The following is a 23186-nucleotide window of genomic DNA, read 5'->3' as shown; positions in this document are numbered from 1 at the left end:
GGGCGAAGACCTGCCCGGACACGGTGCGCGCCCACGCGCGGGGACTCACGGCAGGCTCCGGGCGATCAGCAGGGCGACGTCATCGGTCTCCTCGGGGCGCCGCAGCCGGTCGAGCAGCACGTCGCAGGTCTCCTCCAGCGGTCTGGCCGGGTCGTCCAGCAGGGCGACCAGCGCCGCCAGCCGCTCGTCGATCGGGTCGTGCCGGGTCTCCACCAGTCCGTCGGTGTACAGCACCAGCTGGTCCCCGCGGCCGAAGGGCACGGCGGTGGTCTCGAAGGGGACCCCGCCGACCCCCAGCGGGGCTCCGGTGGGCAGTTCCACCAGCCCGACCCGGCCGCCGGCGCGCAGCACCGCGGGCGGCAGGTGCCCCGCGTTGGCGAAGCGGAGCTGTGCGCGCCCCGGGTCGTAGACGGCGTACAGGCAGGTCGCGATGTAGTGCTCCAGCCCTCCGGTGATCCGGTCCAGGTGCCGGAGGACCTCCGCCGGATCGAGGTCGAGGTCCGCGAAGGCGTTGGTGGCCGTCCGCAGCCGTCCCATCGTCGCGGCGGCGTCGATGCCGCTGCCCATCACGTCCCCGACCACCAGGGCGGTCTTGTCCCCGGCCAGCGGGATCACGTCGTACCAGTCGCCGCCGACCTCGCTGGAGCCGTGCGCGGGATGGTAGCGGGAGGCGATCTCCAGGCCGGGCGGGTGCGGGGGGAGGCCCGGCAGCAGGCTCCGCTGCAGGGTGACGGCGGAGTTGCGGACGCTCTGGTACCAGCGGGCGTTGTCGATGCTGACGGCGGCGCGCGCGGCGAGTTCGGTGGCGGTCAGGACGTCGTCCTCGTCGAACGGCAGCGGGTTGCGGGCCCGCTTGAGGTCCAGCGCGCCCAGCACCTCGCCCCGTGCGATCAGCGGGACCGCCAGGTACGAGTGCACCCCCGCCCGCTTCAGCTGCTCCGCGGCCTTGGCGCTGCGGGCGATGCGTCTCAGGTCCTCGGCGCCGACGCGGGGGACGATCACCGGCTGGGCGGTGTGCACGCAGCGGGTGACGAGGCGGTCCTCGCCGTACATGGTGAGCTCGCCGGCCGGGTCGGCGGCGTCCAGCGCCTCGGTCGGGTACGCCGCTTCGACGGCCAGGGCCCGGAACAGCTCCGGACCGGTCTCCGGGGCCCCGGGGCGGCGGCAGGACAGCGCCGAGTCGAGCACGTCGACCGCGGCGATGTCGGCGAGGTCGGGCACCACGACCTCGGCCAGCTCGTGTGCCGTCCGGTCCACCTCCAGGGTGGTGCCGACCCGGGCCGAGGCGTCGGCGATGACCGCCAGGCGCCGCCGGGCGCGGTCCGCCGCCTGGGCGGACCGGTGCCGCTCGGTGACGTCGATGACCGAGATGCCGACGCCGAGCACCCGTCCGTGCGGGCTCTCCAGCCGGTAGTAGGAGACCGACCAGGCGTGGTCCTCGTCCGGGTCGGCGGGGGTGCGGCCGACGGTGAACTGGTCCAGCAGCGGCACCCCGGTGGTCAGCACCCGCTGCACCGTCCCCTCCAGCATCTCCACGTCGAGGAAGGGCAGCATGTCCCGGATCCGGTTGCCGATGTGCTGCTCGGCCGGGATCCCGTTGATCCGCTCCAGGGCCGGGTTGACCAGCACGTACCGCAGTTCGGTGTCGAGCAGGGCCAGCCCGATGGGCGACTGCGAGACCAGCCGCTCGGACAGTGCCAGATCGGTCTCCACCTGCTGGACGGTGGCGTGGTCGGCGGCGATGCCCAGGGCGTAGAGGTCGCCGAAGGTGTCCGTCAGCCGCATGTTGCGGAATTCGACCATCCGGGTGGAACCGTCCTTGTGCCGCACGGGGAAGGCCCCCGCCCAGCTCTCGCCGGTCACCAGGACGTCGGCGAAGAGCCTGATGACCAGGTCCCGGTGTTCCTCGCGGACCAGCAGCCGGGCGGCGAACTTGCCCAGCGCCTCGGCCGAGCTCCAGCCGAACAGGCGCTCGGCGTCGGGACTCCAGAACCGGATCCGCCCCTCCGAGTCCAGTACGACGGCAGCCACGCCGAGGACGTCGAGCAGGCCCCTCGGCTCCGGCGATTCGGTCACCCCTCCATGCTGCCTCGTGGGGGGCGTCCAGGCCCTGTGGGAGCCACCCGCACGGGTCTCCGATAGGGTGTTTTGAGCGAAATGTACCCCCCGGGGTGAGGTCGTTGCCTTGGACACACATCAGTGGGCGAGCGAGGCGCCGGAGCAACCCCAGCGAAGCGTGGGGTACGCGGGCGTGCTCGAAGACCTGCTCCCGATCGCCCTCTGGCGGGAGGACGCAGAGGGCCGGGTCGTGGAGTGGTCGCTCGCCGCGCAGGAGCTGCTCGGCCACACCCCGGACGAGGTCCTGGGCCGTCCCGCCGCCGGCGTGCTGGTCCCCGACGGGAACCGGGAGCTCGCCGAGGAACTGACCCGCCGGGTCCAGTCCGGCGAGACCGTCGGCGGCACGCTCTCGGTACGCCACCGGGACGGCCACCCGGTGACCATGGAGATGTGGATCCTGCCGGCCGCCGACGCGGCGGGCCGCTCCGGCGCGCTGCTGATCGCCGTGGAGACCTCCGAGGTCCTGCGCATGCGGGACTCCCTCGCCGCACTGGAGTCCCTCTTCACCCAGTCGCCGATCGGCCTGGCCACCCTCGGCACCGACCTGCGCTTCCTCCGCGTCAACGAGGCCCTGGCCCGGATGAACGGCGTCTCCGCCCGCAACCACCTGGGCCGCCGCCTGAGCGAAGTGGTGCCCGGGGTCAACGCCACCGCCCTGGAGGCGATGATGCAGCGCGCCCTCGACCAGGGTGCGCCCGTCATCGACACCCGCCGCACCGGCCGCACCCCCGCCGACCCCGGCCGGGACCACACCTGGTCCTGCTCCTACGCGCCGCTGCGGGACAGCGCCGGCCGCACCCTCGGCCTGATCGCCTCCCTCATCGACATCACCGAGGGCCAGCAGGCCCTGGTCGAGGCCGACCGGGCGCGCCACCGGCTGGCCCTGCTCGCCGAGGCCGGCACCCGCATCGGCACCACCCTGGACCTGCAGCAGACCGCCCGGGAGATCGTCCAGGTCCTGGTGCCCGGTCTCGCCGACTCCGCCGACGTGCAGATCCTGGAGGAGGTCATCGCCCCCGACGAGGCGGGCGCCGGCCGGCCCGGGCTGATCCGCCGGCTCGCCGCGGCCTTCCCCGACTCCGACGCGCCCACCGCGAAGCTGCTCCCGGGGATGACCTTCCAGATCCCGCGCGGCTCGGTCTACGAGCGGGGCATCGCCGAGGGCCGCCCGATGACCCTGACCCACGCCGACATCCCCGCCCTGATCACCGAACCACGCGCCGAGGCCCTGCGCGGCTACCTCGGCACCCGGATCGGGTCCGCCCGGCTGATCCCGCTGGTCGCCCGCGGCCGGGCGATCGGCGCGGTCGCGGTCATGCGGCTGACCAGCCGTGAGCCCTTCGACGAACAGGACTGCCTGCTCATCGACGAACTCGTCGCCCGCGCCGCCCTCAACATCGACAACGCCCGCATGTTCACCGGGCAGCGCGAGGCGGCCCTCACCCTCCAGCGCAGCCTCACCAACAACACCCTGCCGGACGTCCCCGGCCTCGCCCTGACCGGCCGCTACCTCCCGGCCAGCGTCCACGACGTCGGCGGCGACTGGTACGACGCGATCAGCCTGCCCGGCGGCCGGACCGGCCTGGTCATCGGCGACGTCATGGGCCACGGCATCCACGCCGCCGCCGTGATGGGCCAGCTGCGCACCGCCGTCCGGACCCTGGCCCGGTACGACGTCCCGCCGGACCGGATGCTCCGGTCGCTCGACGACACCGTCGCCGAGCTGGGCGAGGACGAGATGGCCACCTGCGTGTACGCGGTCCACGACCCGGCGACCGGGGGCATCGAGATCGCCCGGGCCGGGCACCCCCCGCCGGCCGTGGTCACCCCGGACGGCCGGGTGGCCTTCCTGGACGGCCACCCGCCCGGTCCGCCGCTGGGCGCGGGCGGCGGCCGCTTCCGGTCCGAGCACGTCCCGCTGCCGCCGGGCAGCATGCTCGCCCTCTACACGGACGGGCTGATCGAGTCCCGGCAGCGCGACCTCGACGAGGGCCTGCGCCTGCTCGCCGACGCCCTCGGCCGGCCCGGCCTCCCGCTGGAGGCCGTCTGCGACGCGGTCCTGGACCGCCTTCCGGTCGCCCCGGTCCAGGACGACGTGGCCCTCCTCCTTGCCCGCCCGCTGGCCTGAGGGCCGTGCGGGCGATCAGGCCGGCGGGGGTGATCAGGCCCGTGCGGGCGGTCAGGCTCATGCGGGCGGTCAGGCTCGTGCGGGCGGTCAGGTCCATGCGGGTGGTCGGGGCCGCTCGCCCGGCATGGAACCCGTGACGATAAGTCACATCATGCTGTAGTACGCCCGGAGGGTCCGTACGGCCCCCAGCGCACAGCACGAAAGGCAAGGCACCCCGTGTTCAGATCGGTGTTCATCGGTGGCGCGGCCACCGCCCTCGTCGCAGCAGCCGCCCTCGCCCCCGCGACGGCCGTGCCCCGGCCCGCCGACGACCCCGCCGGCCGGGTCACCATCGACCTCGCCACCGTCAACGGCTCCGGCTGCCGCCCCGGCAGTGCGACCGTGGACGTATCACCGGACAACTCCGCCTTCACCGTCACCTACAGCGAGTACCTCGCCCAGGCCGGGTTCGGCGCCCAGCCCACCGAGTTCCGCAAGAACTGCCAGCTGGGCCTCCGGGTGAACGTCCCCCAGGGCTACACCTACGCCATCGCCAAGGTCGACTACCGCGGCTTCGCCAGCCTCCAGGACCGGGCGAACGGCGTCCAGCAGGCCGGCTACTACTTCCAGGGAATGTCGGGCACCTCGCGGCGCAGCCACACCTTCCACGGCCCCTTCCAGGGCAACTGGCAGGTCACCGACGCCACTCCGGTGGAGTCCCTGGCGTTCGCCCCGTGCGGCGAGAAGCGAAACTTCAACATCAACACCGAACTCCGGGTGGACACGGGCACCTCCGACACCACCAGCACCACCAGCTTCATGGCGATGGACTCCACCGACGGCACCTTCAGCACCGTCTACCACTTCGCCTGGAAGGAATGCCCCCCGGTACCCCTCCACAAGTAGGCGCGCCCGCCGCGGGGGCGGGGGTCCACGGCTTCCGCCCCCCCCGACCGGCCGGCCCCGGGTGGAGGGGCGGGTCGTGCTCAGTGGGCGGTCCAGCCCCCGTCCACCGGCAGGACGGCGCCCGTGAGGTACGAGGCCTGGGGCGAGGCCGGCAGCAGCGCCGCGCCGACGAGTTCGCCGGGCTCGGCCCAGCGTCCCATCGGCACCCGGTGGTCGAGGAACTCCCGCACGCGCGGATCGTCCTGGGCGCCTTCGTTCATCGGCGTCAGGAACGGCCCGGGAGCCAGCGCGTTCACGCAGATGCCCGTGCCCGCGAGTTCGGCCCCGAGGCTGCGGGTGAGCTGGACCACCGCACCCTTGCTCGCCGCGTAGCCGGCCCGGCCCGCGGCCCCGACGAGCCCGAGTGCGCTGGCGAGGGTGACGATGCGGCCGTACCCGGCGTCCCGCATGGCCGGTACGACGGCCTGGCAGGCCAGGAACGTACCGACCACGTTCACGTCCAGACAGTGCCGCAAGGTGTCCGCATCGAGGGCCTCCAGCTCTCCGCGGGCCTGGATCCCGGCGCTGGTCACGAGCACGTCCAGGCGTCCGTACCCGGCCAGGACGGTGTCCACCAGGCGGCGCGTCCCGGCCTCGTCGGTGACGTCGCAGGCCAGCCCCAGGGCGGAGCCGCCCGTCCGGGCGGCGATCCGGGCCGCGGCGGCCCGGCACGCCGGGGCCCGCCGCCCGGTCACCACCACCGTGCAGCCGACGGCCGCGAGGCCCTCGGCGATGGCCTGCCCCAGTCCGGCCGAGCCGCCCGTGACCACCGCCACCTGCCCGGTCAGGTCCGTCCCCGGGCCCGCGGACCGGCTCGTCACGGGCCGACGGGCAGCAGGCGGCCGCCGGTGAGGCGGAGCAGCTCGGCCGCGGTGGTCGGGAACACCGTGTGCGGGGTGCCGGCCGCGGCCCAGATCCGGTCGTGGCCGGTGAGCGCCTCGTCGACCACGGTGGGCAGTCGCCGGGGGTGGCCCACGGGGGCCACGCCCCCGATCGCCTGCCCGGTGGCCCGGCGCACCTCTTCGGGCGTGGCCCGGCGGAGCCCGGCTCGGCCCCACCGCGCGGCGAGCGCGGCCGTGTCGACCCGGTGCCCGCCGCTCGTCAGCACGAGCACGGGCTCTCCGCCCGAGAGGAACACCAGGCTGTTGGCGATGGCGCCCACCTCGCACCCGAGGGCCGCCGCAGCCTCGGCGGCCGTACGGGCGGACTCGTCGAGCACGCGCACCCGGTCCGGCAGGCCGGCCGCGGCGAGGGCCTCGGCCACCGGCACGCACCGGTCGGGCAGGGGTGAGCTGTTCCGGGACTCCATCTGTCTCCTCCGTGCCGGGCCGCACCAACGGGCCGCACCAACGGGCCGCACCAACGGGCCGTTCCGTATACAGAACGTTCTGTATGTGGAACGATAGGCCGCGGGGGGCGGCGGATCAACCGGATACCGGGGAACGGGCGGAGGGGCGGACATCATGGACGGGGACCTGGCCGCCCGAGTCGGATCACGGCTGCGGGCTCAGCGGGAAGCGCGCCGGATCTCGCTGTCCGAGCTGGCCCGCCGCTCCGGGGTCGGCAAGGGAACCCTGTCCGAGCTGGAGAGCGGGCGCCGCAACCCGACCCTCGAAACCCTCTACGCACTCACGACCGCGCTCGGCGTGCCGCTGAGCGGCGTGCTGCACGCCGCCTCCCCGGGGCACCCGGACGGATCTTCCGCGGAGGTCTCCGGCCGGGCCGTGGACGCCGTCCTCACCGAGCGGTTCGAGGACGCCGCCGCGGTCACCGAGACCTACCGGATGCGGATCCGCGGCGGCTCCACCCAGGAGTCCGCCGCGCACACCCCCGGGACCACCGAGCACATCATCGTCCTCACCGGCCGGGCCCGCGTCGGTCCGGCGCACGCCCCCGCCCTGACCGTGGGCCCGGGCGCGCACGCGAGCTGGCCGGCCGACGTCCCGCACGTGTACGGGGCGCCGGAGGGTGACGTGGAAGCCCTCCTGGTGGTCCGCCACCCGCACTAGGGCCTGTCGGTGCGCACGCGCGCGGCCGGTCCCGGCCGGCCCGGTCAGGGCCGGCGCAGGGCCGTGGCCAGCTGGGACCGCGAACGCACGTCCAGCTTCTGGTAGATGCGGGTCAGCCGCGCCTCCACCGTCTTCACGCTCAGGAACAGCTTCGCCGCGGCCTCCTGGTTGCTCGCCCCCTGCCCCACCAGGACCGCCAGCCGCATCTCGGCCTCGGTGAGATCCCCGTGGCCGGCCGCCGGACCCGGCCCGGCCCCGCCCCGACCGGCCGTGCCCCGCCCGGAGCCGCCGACCGCGGACTCCCGCGCCAGTGCGGCCCACGGCAGCGCCCCGGCCGCCTCGAACACCTCGGCCGCGGCCTCCAGCGCCGCCCGGGCCGGGGCCCGGCGGCGGCGCCGCCGTTCCACCCGCCCCAGCGCCAGCAGCGTCCGCCCCCGCTCCCACGGCAGCCCGAGCGACTCGAAGACCTCCGCCGTCGACTCCAGCAGTGCCACCGCCGCTCCGGGCTCACCGCCCGCCGACAGCAGCAGCCCGCGCGCCCGGTCCAGCGAGGCCACCACCCCCGCCCGCCCGAGCTCCACGGCCGCCGGCCGCACCCCGGCCAGCAGCTCCTCCGCCTCGCCCGGCGCGTCCACCGCGACCAGCGCCTCCGCCAGCTCCCCGTGCCACCGCAGCACCGACGGGTCCACCACCTGCTGCGCGGCCTCCAGCTCCGCCACCCGGCGCAGCGTCGCCACCGCCCGTACGGTCTCCCCGGTCGCCAGCTCCACCAGCCCCAGCGCGTGCAGGCTCCGCGACAGGAACACCTGGTCGCGCTCCTCCTCCGAGGCCCGTACCCCCCGGCGGGCGTAGCCGGCGGCCCGGGTGAAGCTGCCGCCGGTGTACTCCGCCATCGCCGCCACGTACCAGGCCGGACCCGGCGACAGCCCCGCCTCGATGGTCAGCCGCAACGCCCGCCGCGCACACGCCGCCCCGGCCGCGCACCGGCCGCCCCGCAGCTCCACCTCGGTGAGGCTGCGCAGCACCTCGAACACGTCCTCCGCGGAGCCGGTGCGCTCCACCGCGGGCAGCAGCACCATCAGCTGCTCCCGTGCGTCCGCCAGCCGGTCGTCGAACAGCGCGTGCCGCACCGCCAGGTACTGCGGGGCGTTCCGCATCCCCAGCGGAACCTCCGGCGCCGGCAGCGCCAGCGCTTCCGCGAGCACGTCCTCGGCCCCCGGATCGCCCAGGATCCGGCCCATCCGGGCGCGTACGGTCAGGGCCATCGCCTCCGCCACCCGGTCCCCGCCGGCCGCCGCCAGCTCCCCGGCCTCCGCCGCGGCCGCCATCGACCGCACCGGGTCCCCGTCGCTCAGGTTGTGCTTCCACGCCACCCGCAGCCGTACGGCGGCCAGCAGTGCGGGGTCGCCGGCCGCGTCGGCCGCGGCGTGGGCGAAGGTCTCGTCGAGGTCGGCCAGCGCCTGCCCGGCCGCGTCGATCACGGCAAGCCGGGCCCGCACCCGGTCGGCGGGCGTCGCATCCCGTTCCAGCACCGCCTCCGCGGCACGCCGGGCCAGGTCGGCGCGCCCCGACCAGCCCGCGTCCTCCGCGGCCGCGACCAGCCGGGCCAGTTCGTCCCGCGGCCGGTCCACCGGGGTGCGTTCGGCGGCGAGCAGGCCCAGTTCGGCGGCCAGCGCCCGGTTCCCGCGCCGCCGGCAGGCCGCCGCCGCCCCGGTGATCTCGGCCGCCAGTGTCTCGTCGGGCCGGTCCACCGCCAGGGCCCGGTGCCGTACCGCCTGCACCGGATCGTCCACCGCCTCGGCCAGCGCCGCGTGCCCGGCTGCCCGTTCCGGCCAGCCGGCGTCCGCCGCCAGCGCGGCCGGCAGCGCCCCGGCGGTGAACTCCACGGTGCCGTCCTGCGCCACCGTGACCAGCGCGGCCCGCTCCGCCGCGGCGAGCTCGGCCTCCGCGTCCGGCCGCCCGGCCCGCCGCAGCAGGGCCGTGGTGGGCCGGGCCGCCAGCGCGGCCAGCAGCAGGGTGCCGCGGACCCGGGCCGGCGCCTCCGCGAGCAGCCGCCCGGTCACCGCCCGGGCCGGGCCGGCCACCGGCAGCGTGTCGGCGTGGTGGGCGCAGCCGTCCCCGGCCTCGGCCAGCGAGTGGCCCAGGGCCAGGGCCAGCCGCGGATTGCCGCCGCTGGCCTGGTGGATCCGGCCGGCCAGCCGGGCCGGCAGGCCGCGCCGGGAGAGGAGTTCGGCCACCTCGTCGGCGCCCAGCGGCGGCACCCGCAGCACGGGCGTGTCCGGGCCGCACAGGGATTCCGCCACCGGGGCCCCGCCCGGCGCGCACTCCGCGGCGAGCAGCCGGACCTCCGGCGGGGTCAGCCGCAGCGCGAACCGCAGCAGCGCGGCGCTCTCCTCGTCCAGCCACTGCGCGTTGTCGACGACCAGCAGCACCGGCTCGGCGGCGGCCAGGGCCCGCAGCACCTCCACCACCGCCAGGCGCAGCGCGACGTGGTCTCGGCCGGCCCGCGGCGCGTCGGTCTCGCGGCGCAGCAGGGCGATCGCCGCCCGCTGCGGTCCGGCCAGCCCGTCCAGGACGCTGCCGGGAACACCGGCCAGCAGTGCCGCCGCACAGCCCTCGGGTATGCACCGGTCGGCGGCCTCGGGGGCCAGCCGGAGCACGGTCTGGCCGCGGTGTCCGGCGGCGTCCGCCACCACCCCGGCCAGGGTGCTCTTGCCCGATCCGGTGGGACCGGTGAGGATCGCCCGGCCGCGCGTGGTCAGCGCGCGGTCCACCGCCTCGATCAGTTCGCCGTGTCCGACGGTCGCCTCAGCGCTCCCCGTCGCCGCCACGCACAGCCACCACCCTCTCGCTCCCCGGAATCCTGTGCCTCACCTGTGAACCTGTGAGCGCGAGAATACGAGGTGACGGCCGAAGCGGAACCCGAGTGTGACGCAGAAATCAGCGGGGGGCCGGCGGTCGGGGGGCCGGAGCCGGAAAAGACCCGCGGACCTGCCGTCACATGACGCTCCGGCAGGCCCGCGGGGGTGTTGGTCCGGACCATTGGTCAGGTGGTCCGGACCTGTGGGGGGTGGCGGTCCGGGGTGGGGCCCGAATCGCCCTGGGGGTGAATCAGGGGTGGGGGGTGGGGATGGGGCCGGGGATCAGAAGCCCAGGCTCCAGGAGTCGATGTAGCCGGTGTCGGCGGCGGCGACGTCCTGGACCCGCAGCTGCCAGGTCCCGTTGGCCGGCCAGGCGGAGGCGTCGACCGTGTAGGTGGTGATCACGTTGTCGGCGCTGTCGCTCGAGGAGCTCTTCAGTCGCTTGACGGCGCCGCCGGGGCCGACCAGGTCGATGACCAGGTCACCGCGGTAGGAGTGCTTGACGTCCACGTTCACCTTCAGCGCGGCCGGGGCGTTGCCGGTGCGGCCGGAGACGGTGATCGAGGAGGTCACGGCCCCGCCGTTGTCCGGGATCGCCACGTCGGTGGTGTTCTCGTACGCCGGGGTGACCGGGCCGGTGACCGCCGCGACGGTCTTGGCCGCGTCGGCCAGGCCGGCGCCGCAGCCGCCGGTGCAGGTGCCGGCCAGCGGACGGGCGTTGCTCTTGATGGCCGACTCGATCTGGGCCGGGGTCAGCCCGGAGTTGGCCGACTTCATCAGCGCGGCGAGACCCGCGATGTGCGGGGCGGCCATGCTGGTGCCCTGGTACGGCTTGTAGATCTCCGAGCCCGGGGTGCTGGTGCCGGAGTTCAGCGTGGAGAGGATGCCGTTCTCGGGGGTGGTGACGGTGCCGGGCGTGTCGGTGGCGCGGCGGGTCTCACCGCCCGGGGCGGCGATGTCCACGGAGGCGCCGTAGTTGGAGTAGAAGGAGCGGTCGCCGGTGCGGTTGCTCGCCGCGACGCTGATGACGTTGCCGCAGCTGGCGGGGGTGAATCCGGCGGCGTCCGCGTTGCTGTTGCCGGCGGCCACGACGACGGTGGTGCCGCGGGTCACGGCCGCGTTGATGGCGTTCTGGTAGCTGGTGCCGCAGGTGCCCGACCCGCCCAGGCTCATGTTGATGACCTTGGCCGGGGTGGCGTTGGCCGGGACGCCGGGCACCGAACCGCCGGACGCCCAGGTGATGGCGTCGACGATGTCGGAGGTGGCGCCGCCGCACTTGCCGAGCACGCGCACCGGCTGGATCTTCGCGCCGTAGGAGATGCCGGCGACGCCCTTGCCGTTGCCGGTGGCGGCGCCGATGGTGCCGGCCACGTGCGTGCCGTGCCACGAGGAGGTGCTCGCCGTGGATCCGGTGCCGCACTCGCCGGCCGCGGACCAGTCGCCCTCGTCCGCCGGGTTGCTGTCGCGGCCGTTGCCGTCGCGGGCGGCGCTGGAGCTGGTGATGAAGTCGTAGCCGGGCACGATGTTCGCGGCGACGTCCGAGTGGGCGACGTAGCCGGTGTCGATGACGGCGACGGTGACGCCGGTGCCGGTGGTGGTGTCCCAGGCCGCCGGGACGTTCATGCCGGCGGTGGGCTCGAAGAGGTCCCACTGCTTGGCGTACTCGGTGTCGTTGGGCGTGGCCATCGCGTACGCACGGGTGTCCGGCTCGACGTAGGCGACGTCCGGGTCGGCACGGAACTGGGCCATCACGTCGGCCGCTTCGGCGGGCGCCAGCGTGCCGCCGAGGTCCACGAGCGCGGCCCCGGTGCCCAGGCGGCGCTCGAAGGCCACGGTCTCGCCGGCCTTCTTGCCCTTCGCCTTGGCGTCCGCGTCGGCGGCCGAGTTGGAACTCGCCTCGGTCGTACCGGACTTGTAGCCGACGATCAGGTTCTCGACCGGGGCGGCGGGCTGCGGGACCGCGGTGGCGCCGGCCGGTGCGGTGGCGGGACGGGACAGCGCCATCGAGGTGGTGACGGTACCGCCGAGCAGGGTGGCGGACATCGCCACGACGGATATGAGCCGTCTGGGTGCGTGCACGGTCTTCCCTTCGCGGTCGTTTCCGGACGGGCCGGAGCGACCGGTTGGTGCGGTGTGGGAGGTGTACCGGCGCGGTGTCGCGGCCTGAAGTGATCGCCGGTGGGCAGACAGTAGGCAAACCGGGGATGAACCCGATACGGGGAAAACCCTTGCCGGTCCCCTCCCGCCCCCCGCACCCCCGGGGGCGCCCCACCCTCCCCGTTCCTCAACTCACGCCGTGCAAAGGTGAGTTGGTGATCCCGTGGAGAGCCCCTGCGCCCTCACCCCGGAGAAGAGTTCACACGCCGGACATACGTGTCCGAATAGCGGACGCGTATGTCCGATGTGTTTCCGACACCGCGCGACGCCGCAGCCCTGCTGCGGGGCGGAGTCGGAGCAGTGCTTTCAGGCCGTGGCGGCCGGCGGGTCGTACGGATCCACGTCCACGGTCGTCGCGACGGTGAACAGCGCCCCGTCGGGGTCCCGCAGGGTCGCGTGCGTGGCGTCCTCGCCGGGCGCCCGGCTGACCAGGGTGCCGCCCAGCGACACCGCAGTCTCCACGGTCTTGTCGAGCCCGGCCACCCGGAAGTTGACGTGCCAGCGCGGCCGGATCGCGGGGTCCGGCGCGGACTCCAGGGCGCCGCCGCGGATGCGGGCCACCGGGTGCCCGCTGTGCCGGAGCACCACGTGGTCGTCCTCGAAGGAGGTCTCGCAGCAGCCGTCCCGGCCGCACCCCCAGTCGAGGACCTCCCCGTAGAAGATCGCCGAGTCCAGCGCCTGCCGCGTCCGCAGCTCCAGCCAGGCCGGGGCGTTCACCCGGCCCACGTGCCAGTCGGGGATGGCCGCGCCCTCCCAGATGCCGAACACCGCCCCCTCGCGGTCCGCGGCCAGTGCCGCCCGGCCCGTCCCGAAGGTCAGGGGCCCGACCGCCACGGTGCCGCTGCGCTCCCGGATCCGCGCGGTGGTCTCGTCGGCGTCGTCCACGGCGAAGTACGGCGTCCAGACCACGGGTGCGGAGAGCTTCTCGGCGATGCCCCCGATCCCGCCCACCGGTGTGCCCTCCAGCAGGGCGACACGGAAGGACTCGCCGAGCCTGGTCGGACGGAACTCCCATCCGAGCACCTCGCCGTAGAACTTCTCCGATGCGGCCAGATCGCGGGTCATCAGGCTGACCCAGCACGGCGCACCGAACACCTCATGGGTAGACGTCGACATGGCTGTCAACCCCATCCGCCTCGGCTGTCTCAAGAATTCTCTCACCCCGGGAGGGCCCGGAACCCCCCGGAGACATCGGGGACGACGGTACGCGCCTTTGCCGTCACGGAGCGTCCCGACGCGCGGGCGGCCGGGCTACCAGCCGAACCGCCGGTCGACGACCGCGGCGAACTCCTCGAACGTGAGCACCGCGTCCCCGTTCCCGTCGGCGGCGTCGAACAGTGCGGAGGACGCATCGGCGTCCCCCAGCGCCCAGAAGGGCAGGTCACCGTGGGCCGCGAGGGTCGGACCGAACTTCCGCAGGGCCGTGATCACCTCGATCCGGGTCAGCTTCCCGTCGTGGTCGAGGTCGAGCGCCTCGAACAGCTTCCTGGCCTTTTCGCTCATCGTTCCGCCCTGCCCGTTCGTGTTCCGGCTGCCCCCAGCATGCCCCGCCCGGGCCCGCGGGCCGCCGCCGGGGTGCCGGACGGACCTCATCGGGTGCGCGATAGTGCGAGGAATCGCCCTCTTTCGCGCATCTCCCTTCATCCGAGCGTGCAGGCACGCTATGTTGCCGAGCGCATGACAAGTCCGGGACCGCACCGAGGAGCCGCCCCATGACACGTCGTCGACGCCGACCCGCGCCGGGCCACCACCCCCGCCGGATCCACCTCGCGCACCGCGCCCCCTACCGGCGCGGCACCCGCTCCCCACGCCCCCCGCGGCGGATCCGACGGCGGGTCCCGGGGGCACTGCTCGCCCTCGCCGGCCTGCTCGCCCTCGCCCTCGCCGCCACCCCCCTGGCGCCCGCGCCGGCCGCCTCGGCCGCCGCCACCGCGACCGCCGGCAACGCCACCGGGATCAGCCGTGCCGGGAACACCTTCACGCTCACCACCAGCACCAAGGCCAGGGTCCGCGTCGCCCTCGCCCGGGCCGACGTCTTCCGGATCCGGATCTCGCCCGACGGCACCTTCGCCGACGACCCGGCCGGCTCCGACCTCGCCGTCACCACCGACTTCGGCCCGGTCACCGCCACGCTCACCGACGCCGGCACGCACTACCGGATCGCCACCGCCGCCGTGTCGATCCGCGTCGACAAGTCCCCCCTGCGGTTCTCCGTGTACCGGGCGGACGACACCACCCCGGTCTGGCAGGAGACCCGGCCCACCAGCTGGACCGGCAACCGGACCACCCAGTACCTGGCCCGCGGCGCCGACGAGCAGTTCTACGGAACCGGTCTGCGCCTGGGGGAGTGGGCGCTGCGCGGGAAGACCGTGCCCGTCGCCGTCGACAACCGGTGGCGCGAGAACGACAACGCCAGCCCGGCCCCCTTCTACATGTCCACCAACGGATACGGCGTCATGCGCAACACCTGGGCCCCCGGCTCCTACGCGTTCGACGCTCCCACGGCCCTCACCCACGACGAATCCCGCTTCGACGCCTGGTACTTCACCGCGGGCTCGCTCAAGGGCGTGCTCGACGGGTACACCGACGTCACCGGCAAACCCTTCCTCGCCCCGCTCTGGGGCTTCGAACTCGGCAACGCGGACTGCTGGAACGCTTCCAGTCCCGACTACCAGGGCGACCACGGCCGGCTCCGCCACCAGACCACCCCCGACGTCGTCTCCTACGCCGCCGACGCCCGCGCCGCGGACATGCCCTCGGGCTGGTTCCTCCCCAACGACGGCTACGGCTGTGGCTACACCGCCCCGCTGAAGTCCACGGTGGACGCCCTCGCGGCCAAGGGCTTCCGGACCGGCCTGTGGACCTCCACCGGCCTGGCGGACATCGCCGACGAGGTCGGCACCGCCGGCACCCGCGGCGTGAAGACCGACGTGGCCTGGATCGGCGGCGGCTACCGGGGTGCGTTCAAAGGGGTGGAGGCGGCGGTGGACGGCATCGAGAGGAACTCCGACGCCCGCCGCTACGTCTGGACGGTCGACGGCTGGGCCGGCACCCAGCGCAACGCCGTCGTCTGGACCGGCGACACCCACGGCACCTGGGACGACATGCGCTGGCACGTCCCGGCCATCACCGGGGCGGGCCTGTCCGGCCTCAACTACGCCTCCGGGGACGTCGACGGGATCTTCGGCGGCAGCCCGCGGACGTACGTACGGGACCTGCAGTGGAAGGCCTTCACCCCGGCCTTCATGACCATGTCCGGCTGGGGCGCCGCCAACCCGGCGCCCGGCTACCAGGACAAGCAGCCCTGGCGGTTCGCCGAGCCGTACCTCTCCATCAACCGCACGTACCTCCGGCTCAAGATGCGGCTGATGCCCTACCTCTACACGATGAGCCGCACCGCCCACGACACCGGAGTGCCCTCCACCCGCGCCCTGGTCCTGGAGTACCCCGACGACCCGGTCGCCCGCGGCAACCTCACCAGCGGCCAGTTCATGGCCGGCGACTCCTTCCTGGTCGCCCCCGTGGTCTCCGACACCACCGTCCGCGACGGCATCTACCTGCCCGCCGGCACCTGGACCGACTACTGGACCGGCCGCACCTACACCGGCCCCGGCTGGCTCAACGGCTACCAGGCGGAGCTCGACACCCTGCCCCTCTTCGTCAAGGGCGGCGCCATCGTGCCGATGTGGCCGCAGATGAACCACACCGGGGAGAAGCCCGTCTCCACCCTCACCTACGACGTCCACCCGCGCGGCAGCTCCTCCTTCACCCTCTACGAGGACGACGGCATCACCCGCGCCCACCTGTCCGGCGCCTTCTCCCGGCAGCGGGTGGACGTCACCGCCCCGGCCTCCGGCAGCGGCACCGTGACCGTCGCCGTCGGCGCCGCGGAGGGCGACTACACCGGCAAACCCGCCTCCCGGGCCTACGAGTTCAGCCTGCACGTGGCCGCCGCCCCCACCTCGGTGACCACCGGCGGAGCGGCCCTGCCCGCACTGGACTCCAAGTCCGCCTACGACGCCGCGCGGACCGGCTGGTACTTCGACCCGGCCGACCGCTCCGGAATCCTGTGGATCAAGGCCGGCGACCGCTCCGGCCCCTTCACCGTCACCGCCACCGGCACCGCCGTCCCGGAGGCCGGACCCGTACCCGGCTCGCCCGCCCTCCCGCAGTCCGGGTGGAGCCTCGTACACGCCGACAGCGAGGAGACCGCCGCCGAGAACGGGGCCGCGGCCAACGCCTTCGACGGGAACCCGGCCACCCTCTGGCACACCGCCTGGTCCGCGAACCCGGCCGCCCCGCTCCCGCACGAGCTCCGGATCGACCTCGGCGCCCGCCACTCCGTCGACGGGATCGGCTACACGCCCCGGCAGGACGGCGGGGTCAACGGCCGCGCCGGCGCCTACGAGGTGTACGTCTCCGACAGCACCACCGATTGGGGCAGCCCGGTCGCGACCGGAACCTTCGCCGACACCGCCGCCGTCAAGAACGTCTCCTTCGCCGCAACCCCCGGCCGCTACCTGCGGATCAGGGCCCTCACCGAGGCGGGCTCACGCGGCCCCTGGACCAGCGCGGCCGAGATCACCGCCACCGGCCGCCCGATGCCCCCGCCCACCGACGCGACCCTGGTCAACGCCGCGTCCGGCAGCTGCGCCGACCTCCCGCACAGCGCCACCACCCCCGGCACCGAACCCACCCTCTACACCTGCCACGGAGGCCCCAACCAGCGCTGGACCCTGCACCCCGACGGCCGCCTCACCGGCCTGTCCGGCGTCTGCCTCGACGGCTCCGCCGCCCGCATCGCCGTGCGGCCCTGCGACGGCAGCGCGCCCCAGACCTGGCAGCAGGGCCCCCAGGGCTCGCTGCGCTCCGGCGGCCGCTGCCTGGCCCCGGCCGGCCCGGGAACCGGCAACGGCACCCCGCTGACCCTGACCACCTGCAACGGTGCCGCCGACCGGCGCTGGACGTTCACGCCCTGACCGGTCCTGCACCCCTCGACCGGTCCCGCACCCGCTGACCGTCCGCACGCCCGGCCGCCGCGCACACGGTCCGCCTCCGGGGTCCCCGCCAGGGCCCCGGAGGCGTGGTTGACGCGCGAGGAGGCAGCGGCCACCGTGACCCGCATGGGGATGGACGGGAAGACCCGCAAGGAACGGCGGCTGCTGCTCACGCTGTTCGTCTGCCTGGTGCTGGGCGGGGTGCTCACCGCCGCCGCACTCGGCGCCTCCCGGGACACCGGCCCGCACCACGCGGCCGCCGGAGCCCCGCCCGCCGCCGGCGACTTCGTCGACATCACCGACGTACCGCCCGGAGAGCACCGGGAACCGCCGGCCGGACCCGACGCCTCCACCGGCACCGTCACCGTCGACTGCGGCCGCAACGAGGAAGCCCACTACAACCAGGACAACCTGGTGGTCTCGCCCGGCCTCGTCGGCGGCGCCCACCACACCCACGCCTACGTCGGCAACCTCGCCACCCGCGCCGACTCCACCGACCCCCAACTCGCCGCCGCCCCCACCACCTGCAGGGACGGAGACCGCTCCACCTACTACTGGCCGGTGCTCCGCCGCACCGACCGCCCCGCCACCCGGCCCCACGAGAAGGCCGCCGGACACGGCAACACCGGCGAGATCCTGCTGCCCGCCGAGGTCCGCCTGGAATTCCGCGGCAACCCGGCCGGCAAGGTCGTCCCGATGCCCCGCTTCCTGCGCGCCATGACCGGGGACGCCGTGGCGTTCACCGCCGGCCGCGCCGCCGACGTACGCGCCCGCTGGGGCTGCACCGGCTCACCGGACCGCTCCACCACCAGGTACCCCGTCTGCCCGGAGGGCGACCTGCTCACCCGCACCCTGGTCTTCCCCGGCTGCTGGAACGGCCTGGACACCGCCACCGAGACCCGCACCCACCTGCTCTTCGCCGCCCCCGACGGGATGTGCCCGCAGGGCACCTTCGCCGTCCCCGAGCTGCGGATCTCCCTCGCCTACGACGTGCCGCCCGGCACCCCGATCGCCCTCGACTCCTTCGCCGAGCAGCGCCACAGCCCGCTCACCGATCACGCCATGTTCGTCAACGTGATGACGGACGAACGGATGGCCGCCGTGACCGCCTGCATCAACGAGGGCCGCCGCTGCTGAACCATCCCCTCCGCACGACCGGCCACTGTGACGCGGACCACATGAACCGTCCGGGGGTCCCGGCGCGTGTTGGTCACGACGCGGGCGGCGCACACGGCAAGGACGCGCCGCGCGCCGGGCGTACGGAGAGGGTGAGAATGGCCGGACCACTGTGGCCCCGGAACAGGCGGGGCTCGACCGACGAGGCACTGATCAGGTCGGTGTACGAGGAGCACGGCAACGCCCTGCTCGCCTACGCGACCCGGCTCACCGGCGACCGGGCCGCCGCCGAGGACATCGTCCAGGAGACCCTCATCCGGGCCTGGCGGCACTCGGATGCGCTGGTCAACGGCAAGGGATCGGTGCGCGGCTGGCTGCTGACGGTGGCCCGCAACATCATCACCGACCGCTACCGCGCCAAGGCGGCCCGGCCCGCCGAGGTCGCGGAAACCGGCGCCACGCCCCCGGTGGAGGCGGACCACTCGGACGCCGTCGTGGACGCCATGACCGTCCTGGGCGCCCTCGACGCGCTCTCGCCCGAGCACCGGGACGTCCTCACCGAGCTGTACTACCGGGAGCACAGCGTCGCCGAGGCCGCCGACCGCCTCGGCATCCCGGCGGGTACGGTCAAATCGCGCTCGCACTACGCGCTCAAGGCGCTCCGCGAGACGTTCAGGGAAGGCAGCGGACGACCGGGCAGCCCCGCACGCCCCGCCGGACTCAGGGAGGTGGTCGCATGAACCGGCAGCAGCACGAAGGACACCAGGAGAACGAACAGCTCGGCCCGTACGTCCTCGGAGTGCTCGACGAGGACGAGGCCCGGCGCGTCGAGGAACACGTGAAGGGCTGCGAGGAGTGCCGGCGGGAGGTGGCCACCTTGAGGGAGATGGAGGCGGCGCTCGGCGAAGTCCCGCCGGAGGCGTTCCTGGACGGGCCGCCGCAGGGCGGCGACCTGATGCTCCAGCGGACCCTGCGCCAGGTCCGCGGCGAACGGGCGCGGGACGGCCGGCGCCGTGCGGCCCTCGTCGGCCTCGCGGCCGCGGCCGCGCTGGCCGCGGTGTTCTGGGCGGGAACGGCCACCGGCGGATCGGACGCGCCCGTCGCCCTGCCCCCGCCGCCGTCGACGGCACCGCCCACGGCGCCCACCGGACCGGCCACGCCCCCGGCCGGCACCCGGGTGGGCTCCGCCACCGACACCGCCACCGGAGCCCGGATGACGGTACGGATGACCCCTGCCACACGGTGGGTCAGGGTCAACGCCGCCGTCACCGGAGTACCGCCGGGCGAGCGCTGCCGGCTGGTGGTGGTCGCCAAGGACGGCAGCCGTACCACCGCGGGCGGCTGGGTCGTCGGCAGCCACACCAACGGCGAGTCCAAGGGCGCCTCGCTGGACGGCTCCGCCGCCGTCGACCCGGCGGCGGTCCGGGCGATCGCCGTCGAGAACGAGGCCGGGAAGACCTTCGTCACCGTCCCCCTGTAGGCGGCGGCAGGATTCGGTGGCCCGCCGCCTTCCGGAGCCCCTTCCCCGGCACGACGGCGCGTGCCGGGGAAGGCGCCGGAGCCCGGGTGGCCGTCCCCTCCCGGGCTCCGGTACGCACTCTTGTGCGGGCTGCGCCGCCGCGGGACTCTGGCGCGGCCCGCACCCGGCCGAGGGAAGGTCCCCGCATGAGAGCGTTCCGCCGCCGTCTCCCCGCGTTATCCCTGCTGACCGCCGCGCTGTTGGCCGGCGCACTGCCGCAGGCAGCGGCCCGCCCGGCGGTCGAGGCGGGCCCCGCTCCGGTCCCCGCGGCGGACGCGGCCGCCGCCGTACCCGGCTCCGGGATCGTCGTACCCGACTCCTGGATCGTCGTGCTCAAGCCCGCCGCCCTGGGGTCCGCCCCGGTGGCGGGCGGAGCCGTGGCGGCCACCACGTCCACGGCGCGCGACCTGCTCGCCCGCGCCGACGGCGCCCGCCTCGGACACGTCTACACCGCCGCCCTGCACGGCTTTTCCGCCCGGATGACCCGCGCCCAGGCCGCCCGGCTGGCCGGCGACCCCCGGGTGGCCCGCGTCCACCGGGACACCCGCGTCACCGTGGACGGCGCCGTGCGCACCGCCGCGGACGCGGCCGGTTCCGGCACCCAGCCCCACGCGCCGTGGGGGCTCGACCGGATCGACCAGCGCCTGCTCCCGCTCTCCACCACGTACGCGTACCGCACCACCGCTCCCGGCGTCCGCGTGTACGTCATCGACACCGGACTGCGCACCACGCACACGGAGTTCGGCGGCCGGGCCTCGGTCGGCACCGACACGGTCGGCGACGGGCGCGCCGGGCAGGACTGCAACGGCCACGGCACCCACATGGCAGGTGTGGTCGGCGGAGCCACCCACGGGGTCGCCAAGGAGGCCCGGCTGGTGGCCGTACGCGTCCTCGACTGCCAGGGCTCCGGCACCACCGCCGGAGTGATCGCCGGGATCGACTGGGTCACCCGGAACGCCGTGCGGCCGGCGGTGGCCAACATGAGCCTGGGGGGCGCCGCCAGTGCCGCACTCGACGCCGCCGTCCGCACCTCGATCGCGTCCGGCATCACCTACACCGTCGCCGCCGGCGGCTCCGCCCGCCCCGACGGGGCCTGTGCCACCTCGCCGGCCCGGGTGCCCGAGGCCGTCGTCGCCGCGGCCTCCGACCGCAGCGACCGCCGTGCCTCCTCCTCCAATTACGGCCAGTGCGTGTCCCTGTTCGCGCCCGGGGTGGGCATCACCAGTGCCTGGGCGGCGAACGACACCGCCACCGCCACGCTCAGCGGCACCTCCACCGCTGCCGCACACACCGCCGGCGCCGCCGCCCTGCACCTGGCGTTCCGGCCCGCCGACACGCCGGACCGGGTGAAACAGGGGCTGGTCGGCAACGCCACGGCCGGAGTCCTGCAGGGCAGCCCGCCACCGGTGCCCAACCGCCTCCTCCACACCCTGTACCTGCCGTAGGGCGCACCCGCTACCTGCCGTAGGGGGAACGGACCCCGGCCTGCGGGCCCAGGGCGGCGATCGCGGCCACCACCCGGTCCCAGAACAGGTCCTGACGCAGTTCCAGCGCCACCTTCGCGTTGACCGGCCGGCCCGTTCGCCGGTGCAGGTCCACCACCGTCATGCCCCGGGTGAGTTCCCCGTGCAGTTCCACCGCCACGTTCGTCTCCACGCACCGTACGACCCCCGGGTCGATCACCCGGGCCACCGCCACCGGATCGTGCACGGGCGCGGCCGGGAACCCGTACAGCGTGCGGTAGGTGGAGGCGAAGAAGCGGATCAGCTCGGCGCAGACCCGCCCGAGGTCCGTCCCCAGCCCGTCCAGGCGGGCCAGGACCTCGGGCGTGGCGAGCGCCTGGTGGGTGACGTCCAGCCCGCACATGGTCAGCGGCACGCCGCTGCGGAAGACGATGTCGGCGGCCTCCGGATCCGTGTGGATGTTGAACTCGGCGGCCGGGGTGCGGTTCCCGCGCCCGGTGGAGCCGCCCATCAGCACGATCTCCCGGATGCGGGACGCGCTGTCCGGGTACCGGGTCAGCAGCAGGGCGATGTTCGTCAGCGGGGCGGTGGGGACCAGCGTCACCGGCTCGGGGTGCTCGGTCAGGATCCGGTACAGCAGTTCCACCGCGTGCTCCGGCTCCGCCTCCACGGTGGGTTCCGGGAACCACGGGCCGTCCAGGCCCGATTCGCCGTGCACGTCGGCGGCGACCGCGAGCGGCTGCGCGAGGGGCTTCGGGCAGCCCGCCGCGATCGGGACCCCGGTGATGCCGGCGACCGTGCACACCCGGCGCGCGTTCCACGTGGTCTTCTCCACGGTCTGGTTGCCCGCGACCGTGGTGATCGCCAGCAGGTCGACGGCGGGATCACCGGCCGCCAGCAGGATCGCGAGCGCGTCGTCGTGCCCGGGATCGCAGTCGATGATGATCGGAACGGCCACGGTGTCTCTCCTCGGCTCTTCACGTGCTCCCGGTGTGTGCCTCCACCATGCACCCTGCACGGACTGTGGTGCCCGCACACATGGATGGCCCGCCCGCGCGGCCCTACCGTTTCCGGCCATGACCATCGAACGCGGCGACAGCGCCGGGGCGAACACGCTCATGGGCACCGACCTCACGGGTGCCGACCTCACCGGCCGGACCGCCCTGGTGACCGGCGGCGGCAGCGGCATCGGACGGGCCTGCGCGGTGGCGCTGGCCCGGGCCGGGGCCCTGGTCCACGTGGTGGACCGGGACGGGGCCGCGGCCCGGGAGACCGCCCTCGCCACCGGGGGCCGCGCGCACACCGCGGACCTCGCCGATCCGGACGCACCGGGGCGCCTGCCCTCCGCCGTCGACATCCTGGTCAACAACGCCGGGCTGCAGCACGTCGCGCCCCTCCAGGACTTCCCGCCCGACCGGTTCGAACTCATCCAGAAGGTGATGGTCACCGCGCCGTTCCTGCTGATCCGGCACTGCCTGCCGCACATGTACGCCGGCGGCTGGGGCCGGGTGGTCAACGTCTCCAGCGTGCACGGCCTGCGCGCCAGCGCCTACAAGTCGGCGTACGTGGCCGCCAAGCACGCACTGGAGGGGCTGAGCAAGGTGGCCGCGATCGAGGGCGCCGAACACGGTGTGACCAGCAACTGCATCAGCCCCGGTTACGTACGCACCCCACTGGTCGAACGGCAGATCGGCGCACAGGCCACGGCCCACGGCATCGCCCCCGAGGACGTCCTGACGGACGTGATGCTCACCCGCCCGGCCATCAAGCGGCTGATCGAGCCGGAGGAGGTCGCCGCGCTCGCCGTCTGGCTCTGCGGGCCCCACACCGGCTACCTCACCGGTGCCTCCATCCCGCTGGACGGCGGCTGGGGAGCGCACTGACCGGGTGGTCC

The 23186-nt window shown here is 74.7% G+C and carries 17 protein-coding genes; 9 read left to right on the top strand and 8 right to left on the bottom strand.

All coding sequences use genetic code 11. From position 1 onward, the window contains the following. Nucleotides 1-45: 45 nt before the first annotated feature. A complete protein-coding gene (locus tag AB0O36_RS06805) occupies nt 46-2076 on the bottom strand; it encodes a SpoIIE family protein phosphatase (protein WP_365105091.1) in 2031 nt (676 codons plus the stop codon). A 109-nt stretch (nt 2077-2185) separates the two neighbouring features. Between AB0O36_RS06805 and AB0O36_RS06800 the strand changes: the two genes are divergently transcribed. Together AB0O36_RS06800 and AB0O36_RS06795 are read left to right on the top strand one after the other, a co-directional pair. After that, nucleotides 2186-4246 (top strand): SpoIIE family protein phosphatase, encoded by a 2061-nt coding sequence (locus AB0O36_RS06800; RefSeq protein WP_365105088.1) that lies wholly within the window; start codon nt 2186-2188, stop codon nt 4244-4246. 216 nt (nt 4247-4462) lie between these two features. After that, on the top strand, nt 4463-5131 hold the full coding sequence (locus AB0O36_RS06795) for a DUF4360 domain-containing protein (RefSeq protein WP_365105085.1): 669 nt from the start codon (nt 4463-4465) through the stop codon (nt 5129-5131). 80 nt (nt 5132-5211) lie between these two features. On the opposite strand, the gene AB0O36_RS06790 is transcribed toward AB0O36_RS06795, so the two are convergent. Both AB0O36_RS06790 and AB0O36_RS06785 read right to left on the bottom strand, forming a co-directional pair. After that, entirely contained in the window at nt 5212-5991 is a 780-nt protein-coding gene (locus AB0O36_RS06790) for an SDR family oxidoreductase (RefSeq protein WP_365105082.1), read from the bottom strand. Further along, nucleotides 5988-6479: a YbaK/EbsC family protein gene (locus AB0O36_RS06785; protein WP_365105080.1), complete on the bottom strand. Its 492-nt coding sequence runs from the start codon at nt 6477-6479 to the stop codon at nt 5988-5990. Before AB0O36_RS06785 ends, AB0O36_RS06790 begins: the two co-directional genes overlap by 4 nt. 154 nt (nt 6480-6633) lie before the next feature. Here AB0O36_RS06785 and AB0O36_RS06780 point away from each other — a divergent pair, with 154 nt between their 5' ends. Beyond that, nucleotides 6634-7179, top strand: coding sequence for an XRE family transcriptional regulator (locus tag AB0O36_RS06780; RefSeq protein ID WP_365105077.1), 546 nt, complete (start codon nt 6634-6636; stop codon nt 7177-7179). 44 nt (nt 7180-7223) lie between these two features. Here the strand turns inward: AB0O36_RS06780 and AB0O36_RS06775 are convergent, their stop codons facing one another. The 4 genes from AB0O36_RS06775 to AB0O36_RS06760 all read right to left on the bottom strand — a co-directional run bounded on the left by AB0O36_RS06775 (nt 7224) and on the right by AB0O36_RS06760 (nt 13700). Further along, a complete protein-coding gene (locus AB0O36_RS06775) occupies nt 7224-10010 on the bottom strand; it encodes a LuxR family transcriptional regulator (protein WP_365105074.1) in 2787 nt (928 codons plus the stop codon). Nucleotides 10011-10322: 312 nt separating this feature from the next. After that, nucleotides 10323-12083 (bottom strand): S8 family serine peptidase, encoded by a 1761-nt coding sequence (locus tag AB0O36_RS06770; protein WP_365105436.1) that lies wholly within the window; start codon nt 12081-12083, stop codon nt 10323-10325. Nucleotides 12084-12503: 420 nt separating this feature from the next. Beyond that, nucleotides 12504-13313, bottom strand: a complete 810-nt coding sequence (locus AB0O36_RS06765) for a VOC family protein (protein WP_365105072.1) — start codon at nt 13311-13313, stop codon at nt 12504-12506. A gap of 135 nt (nt 13314-13448) precedes the next feature. Further along, nucleotides 13449-13700, bottom strand: coding sequence for an EF-hand domain-containing protein (locus tag AB0O36_RS06760; protein WP_365105069.1), 252 nt, complete (start codon nt 13698-13700; stop codon nt 13449-13451). A 209-nt stretch (nt 13701-13909) separates the two neighbouring features. Between AB0O36_RS06760 and AB0O36_RS06755 the strand changes: the two genes are divergently transcribed. The 5 genes from AB0O36_RS06755 to AB0O36_RS06735 all read left to right on the top strand — a co-directional run bounded on the left by AB0O36_RS06755 (nt 13910) and on the right by AB0O36_RS06735 (nt 21274). Next, nucleotides 13910-17176, top strand: coding sequence for a TIM-barrel domain-containing protein (locus tag AB0O36_RS06755; protein WP_365105066.1), 3267 nt, complete (start codon nt 13910-13912; stop codon nt 17174-17176). Between the two features lie 144 nt (nt 17177-17320). Further along, the gene (locus tag AB0O36_RS06750) at nt 17321-18331 is read left to right on the top strand and encodes a DUF1996 domain-containing protein (RefSeq protein WP_365105434.1); all 1011 of its coding nucleotides are present in this window, start codon (nt 17321-17323) and stop codon (nt 18329-18331) included. Between the two features lie 137 nt (nt 18332-18468). Then, nucleotides 18469-19050 carry a sigma-70 family RNA polymerase sigma factor gene (locus AB0O36_RS06745; protein ID WP_365105063.1) on the top strand — a complete coding sequence of 194 codons (582 nt, stop codon included), beginning with the start codon at nt 18469-18471 and terminating at the stop codon, nt 19048-19050. Then, the gene (locus AB0O36_RS06740) at nt 19047-19790 is read left to right on the top strand and encodes a zf-HC2 domain-containing protein (protein ID WP_365105061.1); all 744 of its coding nucleotides are present in this window, start codon (nt 19047-19049) and stop codon (nt 19788-19790) included. The genes AB0O36_RS06745 and AB0O36_RS06740 overlap by 4 nt, the downstream gene beginning before the upstream one ends. A 185-nt stretch (nt 19791-19975) precedes the next feature. Further along, a complete protein-coding gene (locus tag AB0O36_RS06735; RefSeq protein WP_365105058.1) occupies nt 19976-21274 on the top strand; it encodes a S8 family peptidase in 1299 nt (432 codons plus the stop codon). A gap of 10 nt (nt 21275-21284) precedes the next feature. On the opposite strand, the gene AB0O36_RS06730 is transcribed toward AB0O36_RS06735, so the two are convergent. Next, nucleotides 21285-22250, bottom strand: coding sequence for a nucleoside hydrolase (locus AB0O36_RS06730; protein ID WP_365105055.1), 966 nt, complete (start codon nt 22248-22250; stop codon nt 21285-21287). Between the two features lie 160 nt (nt 22251-22410). On the opposite strand from AB0O36_RS06730, the gene AB0O36_RS06725 reads away from it, so the two are divergent. Beyond that, on the top strand, nt 22411-23175 hold the full coding sequence (locus AB0O36_RS06725) for a 3-hydroxybutyrate dehydrogenase (RefSeq protein WP_365105431.1): 765 nt from the start codon (nt 22411-22413) through the stop codon (nt 23173-23175). The last annotated feature ends 11 nt before the right edge of the window (nt 23176-23186 follow it).

The organism is Streptomyces sp. NPDC089799 (genome assembly GCF_040684755.1).
In the GTDB taxonomy this organism is placed as follows: Bacteria; Actinomycetota; Actinomycetes; order Streptomycetales; family Streptomycetaceae; genus Streptomyces.
Note: the sequence above shows the minus strand (reverse complement) of the source record. Positions and strands in the feature narration are given on the sequence as shown.

What these genes read in the sequence shown, in the direction of transcription:
- AB0O36_RS06785 (WP_365105080.1), bottom strand. Translation starts at nt 6,479, where the DNA reads ATGGAGTCCCGGAACAGCTCACCCCTGCCCGACCGGTGCGTGCCGGTG.
- AB0O36_RS06780 (WP_365105077.1), top strand. Translation starts at nt 6,634, where the DNA reads ATGGACGGGGACCTGGCCGCCCGAGTCGGATCACGGCTGCGGGCTCAG.
- AB0O36_RS06770 (WP_365105436.1), bottom strand. Translation starts at nt 12,083, where the DNA reads ATGTCCGCCACCCTGCTCGGCGGTACCGTCACCACCTCGATGGCGCTG.
- AB0O36_RS06765 (WP_365105072.1), bottom strand. Translation starts at nt 13,313, where the DNA reads ATGTCGACGTCTACCCATGAGGTGTTCGGTGCGCCGTGCTGGGTCAGC.
- AB0O36_RS06760 (WP_365105069.1), bottom strand. Translation starts at nt 13,700, where the DNA reads ATGAGCGAAAAGGCCAGGAAGCTGTTCGAGGCGCTCGACCTCGACCAC.
- AB0O36_RS06755 (WP_365105066.1), top strand. Translation starts at nt 13,910, where the DNA reads ATGACACGTCGTCGACGCCGACCCGCGCCGGGCCACCACCCCCGCCGG.
- AB0O36_RS06750 (WP_365105434.1), top strand. Translation starts at nt 17,321, where the DNA reads ATGGGGATGGACGGGAAGACCCGCAAGGAACGGCGGCTGCTGCTCACG.
- AB0O36_RS06745 (WP_365105063.1), top strand. Translation starts at nt 18,469, where the DNA reads ATGGCCGGACCACTGTGGCCCCGGAACAGGCGGGGCTCGACCGACGAG.
- AB0O36_RS06740 (WP_365105061.1), top strand. Translation starts at nt 19,047, where the DNA reads ATGAACCGGCAGCAGCACGAAGGACACCAGGAGAACGAACAGCTCGGC.
- AB0O36_RS06735 (WP_365105058.1), top strand. Translation starts at nt 19,976, where the DNA reads ATGAGAGCGTTCCGCCGCCGTCTCCCCGCGTTATCCCTGCTGACCGCC.
- AB0O36_RS06725 (WP_365105431.1), top strand. Translation starts at nt 22,411, where the DNA reads ATGGGCACCGACCTCACGGGTGCCGACCTCACCGGCCGGACCGCCCTG.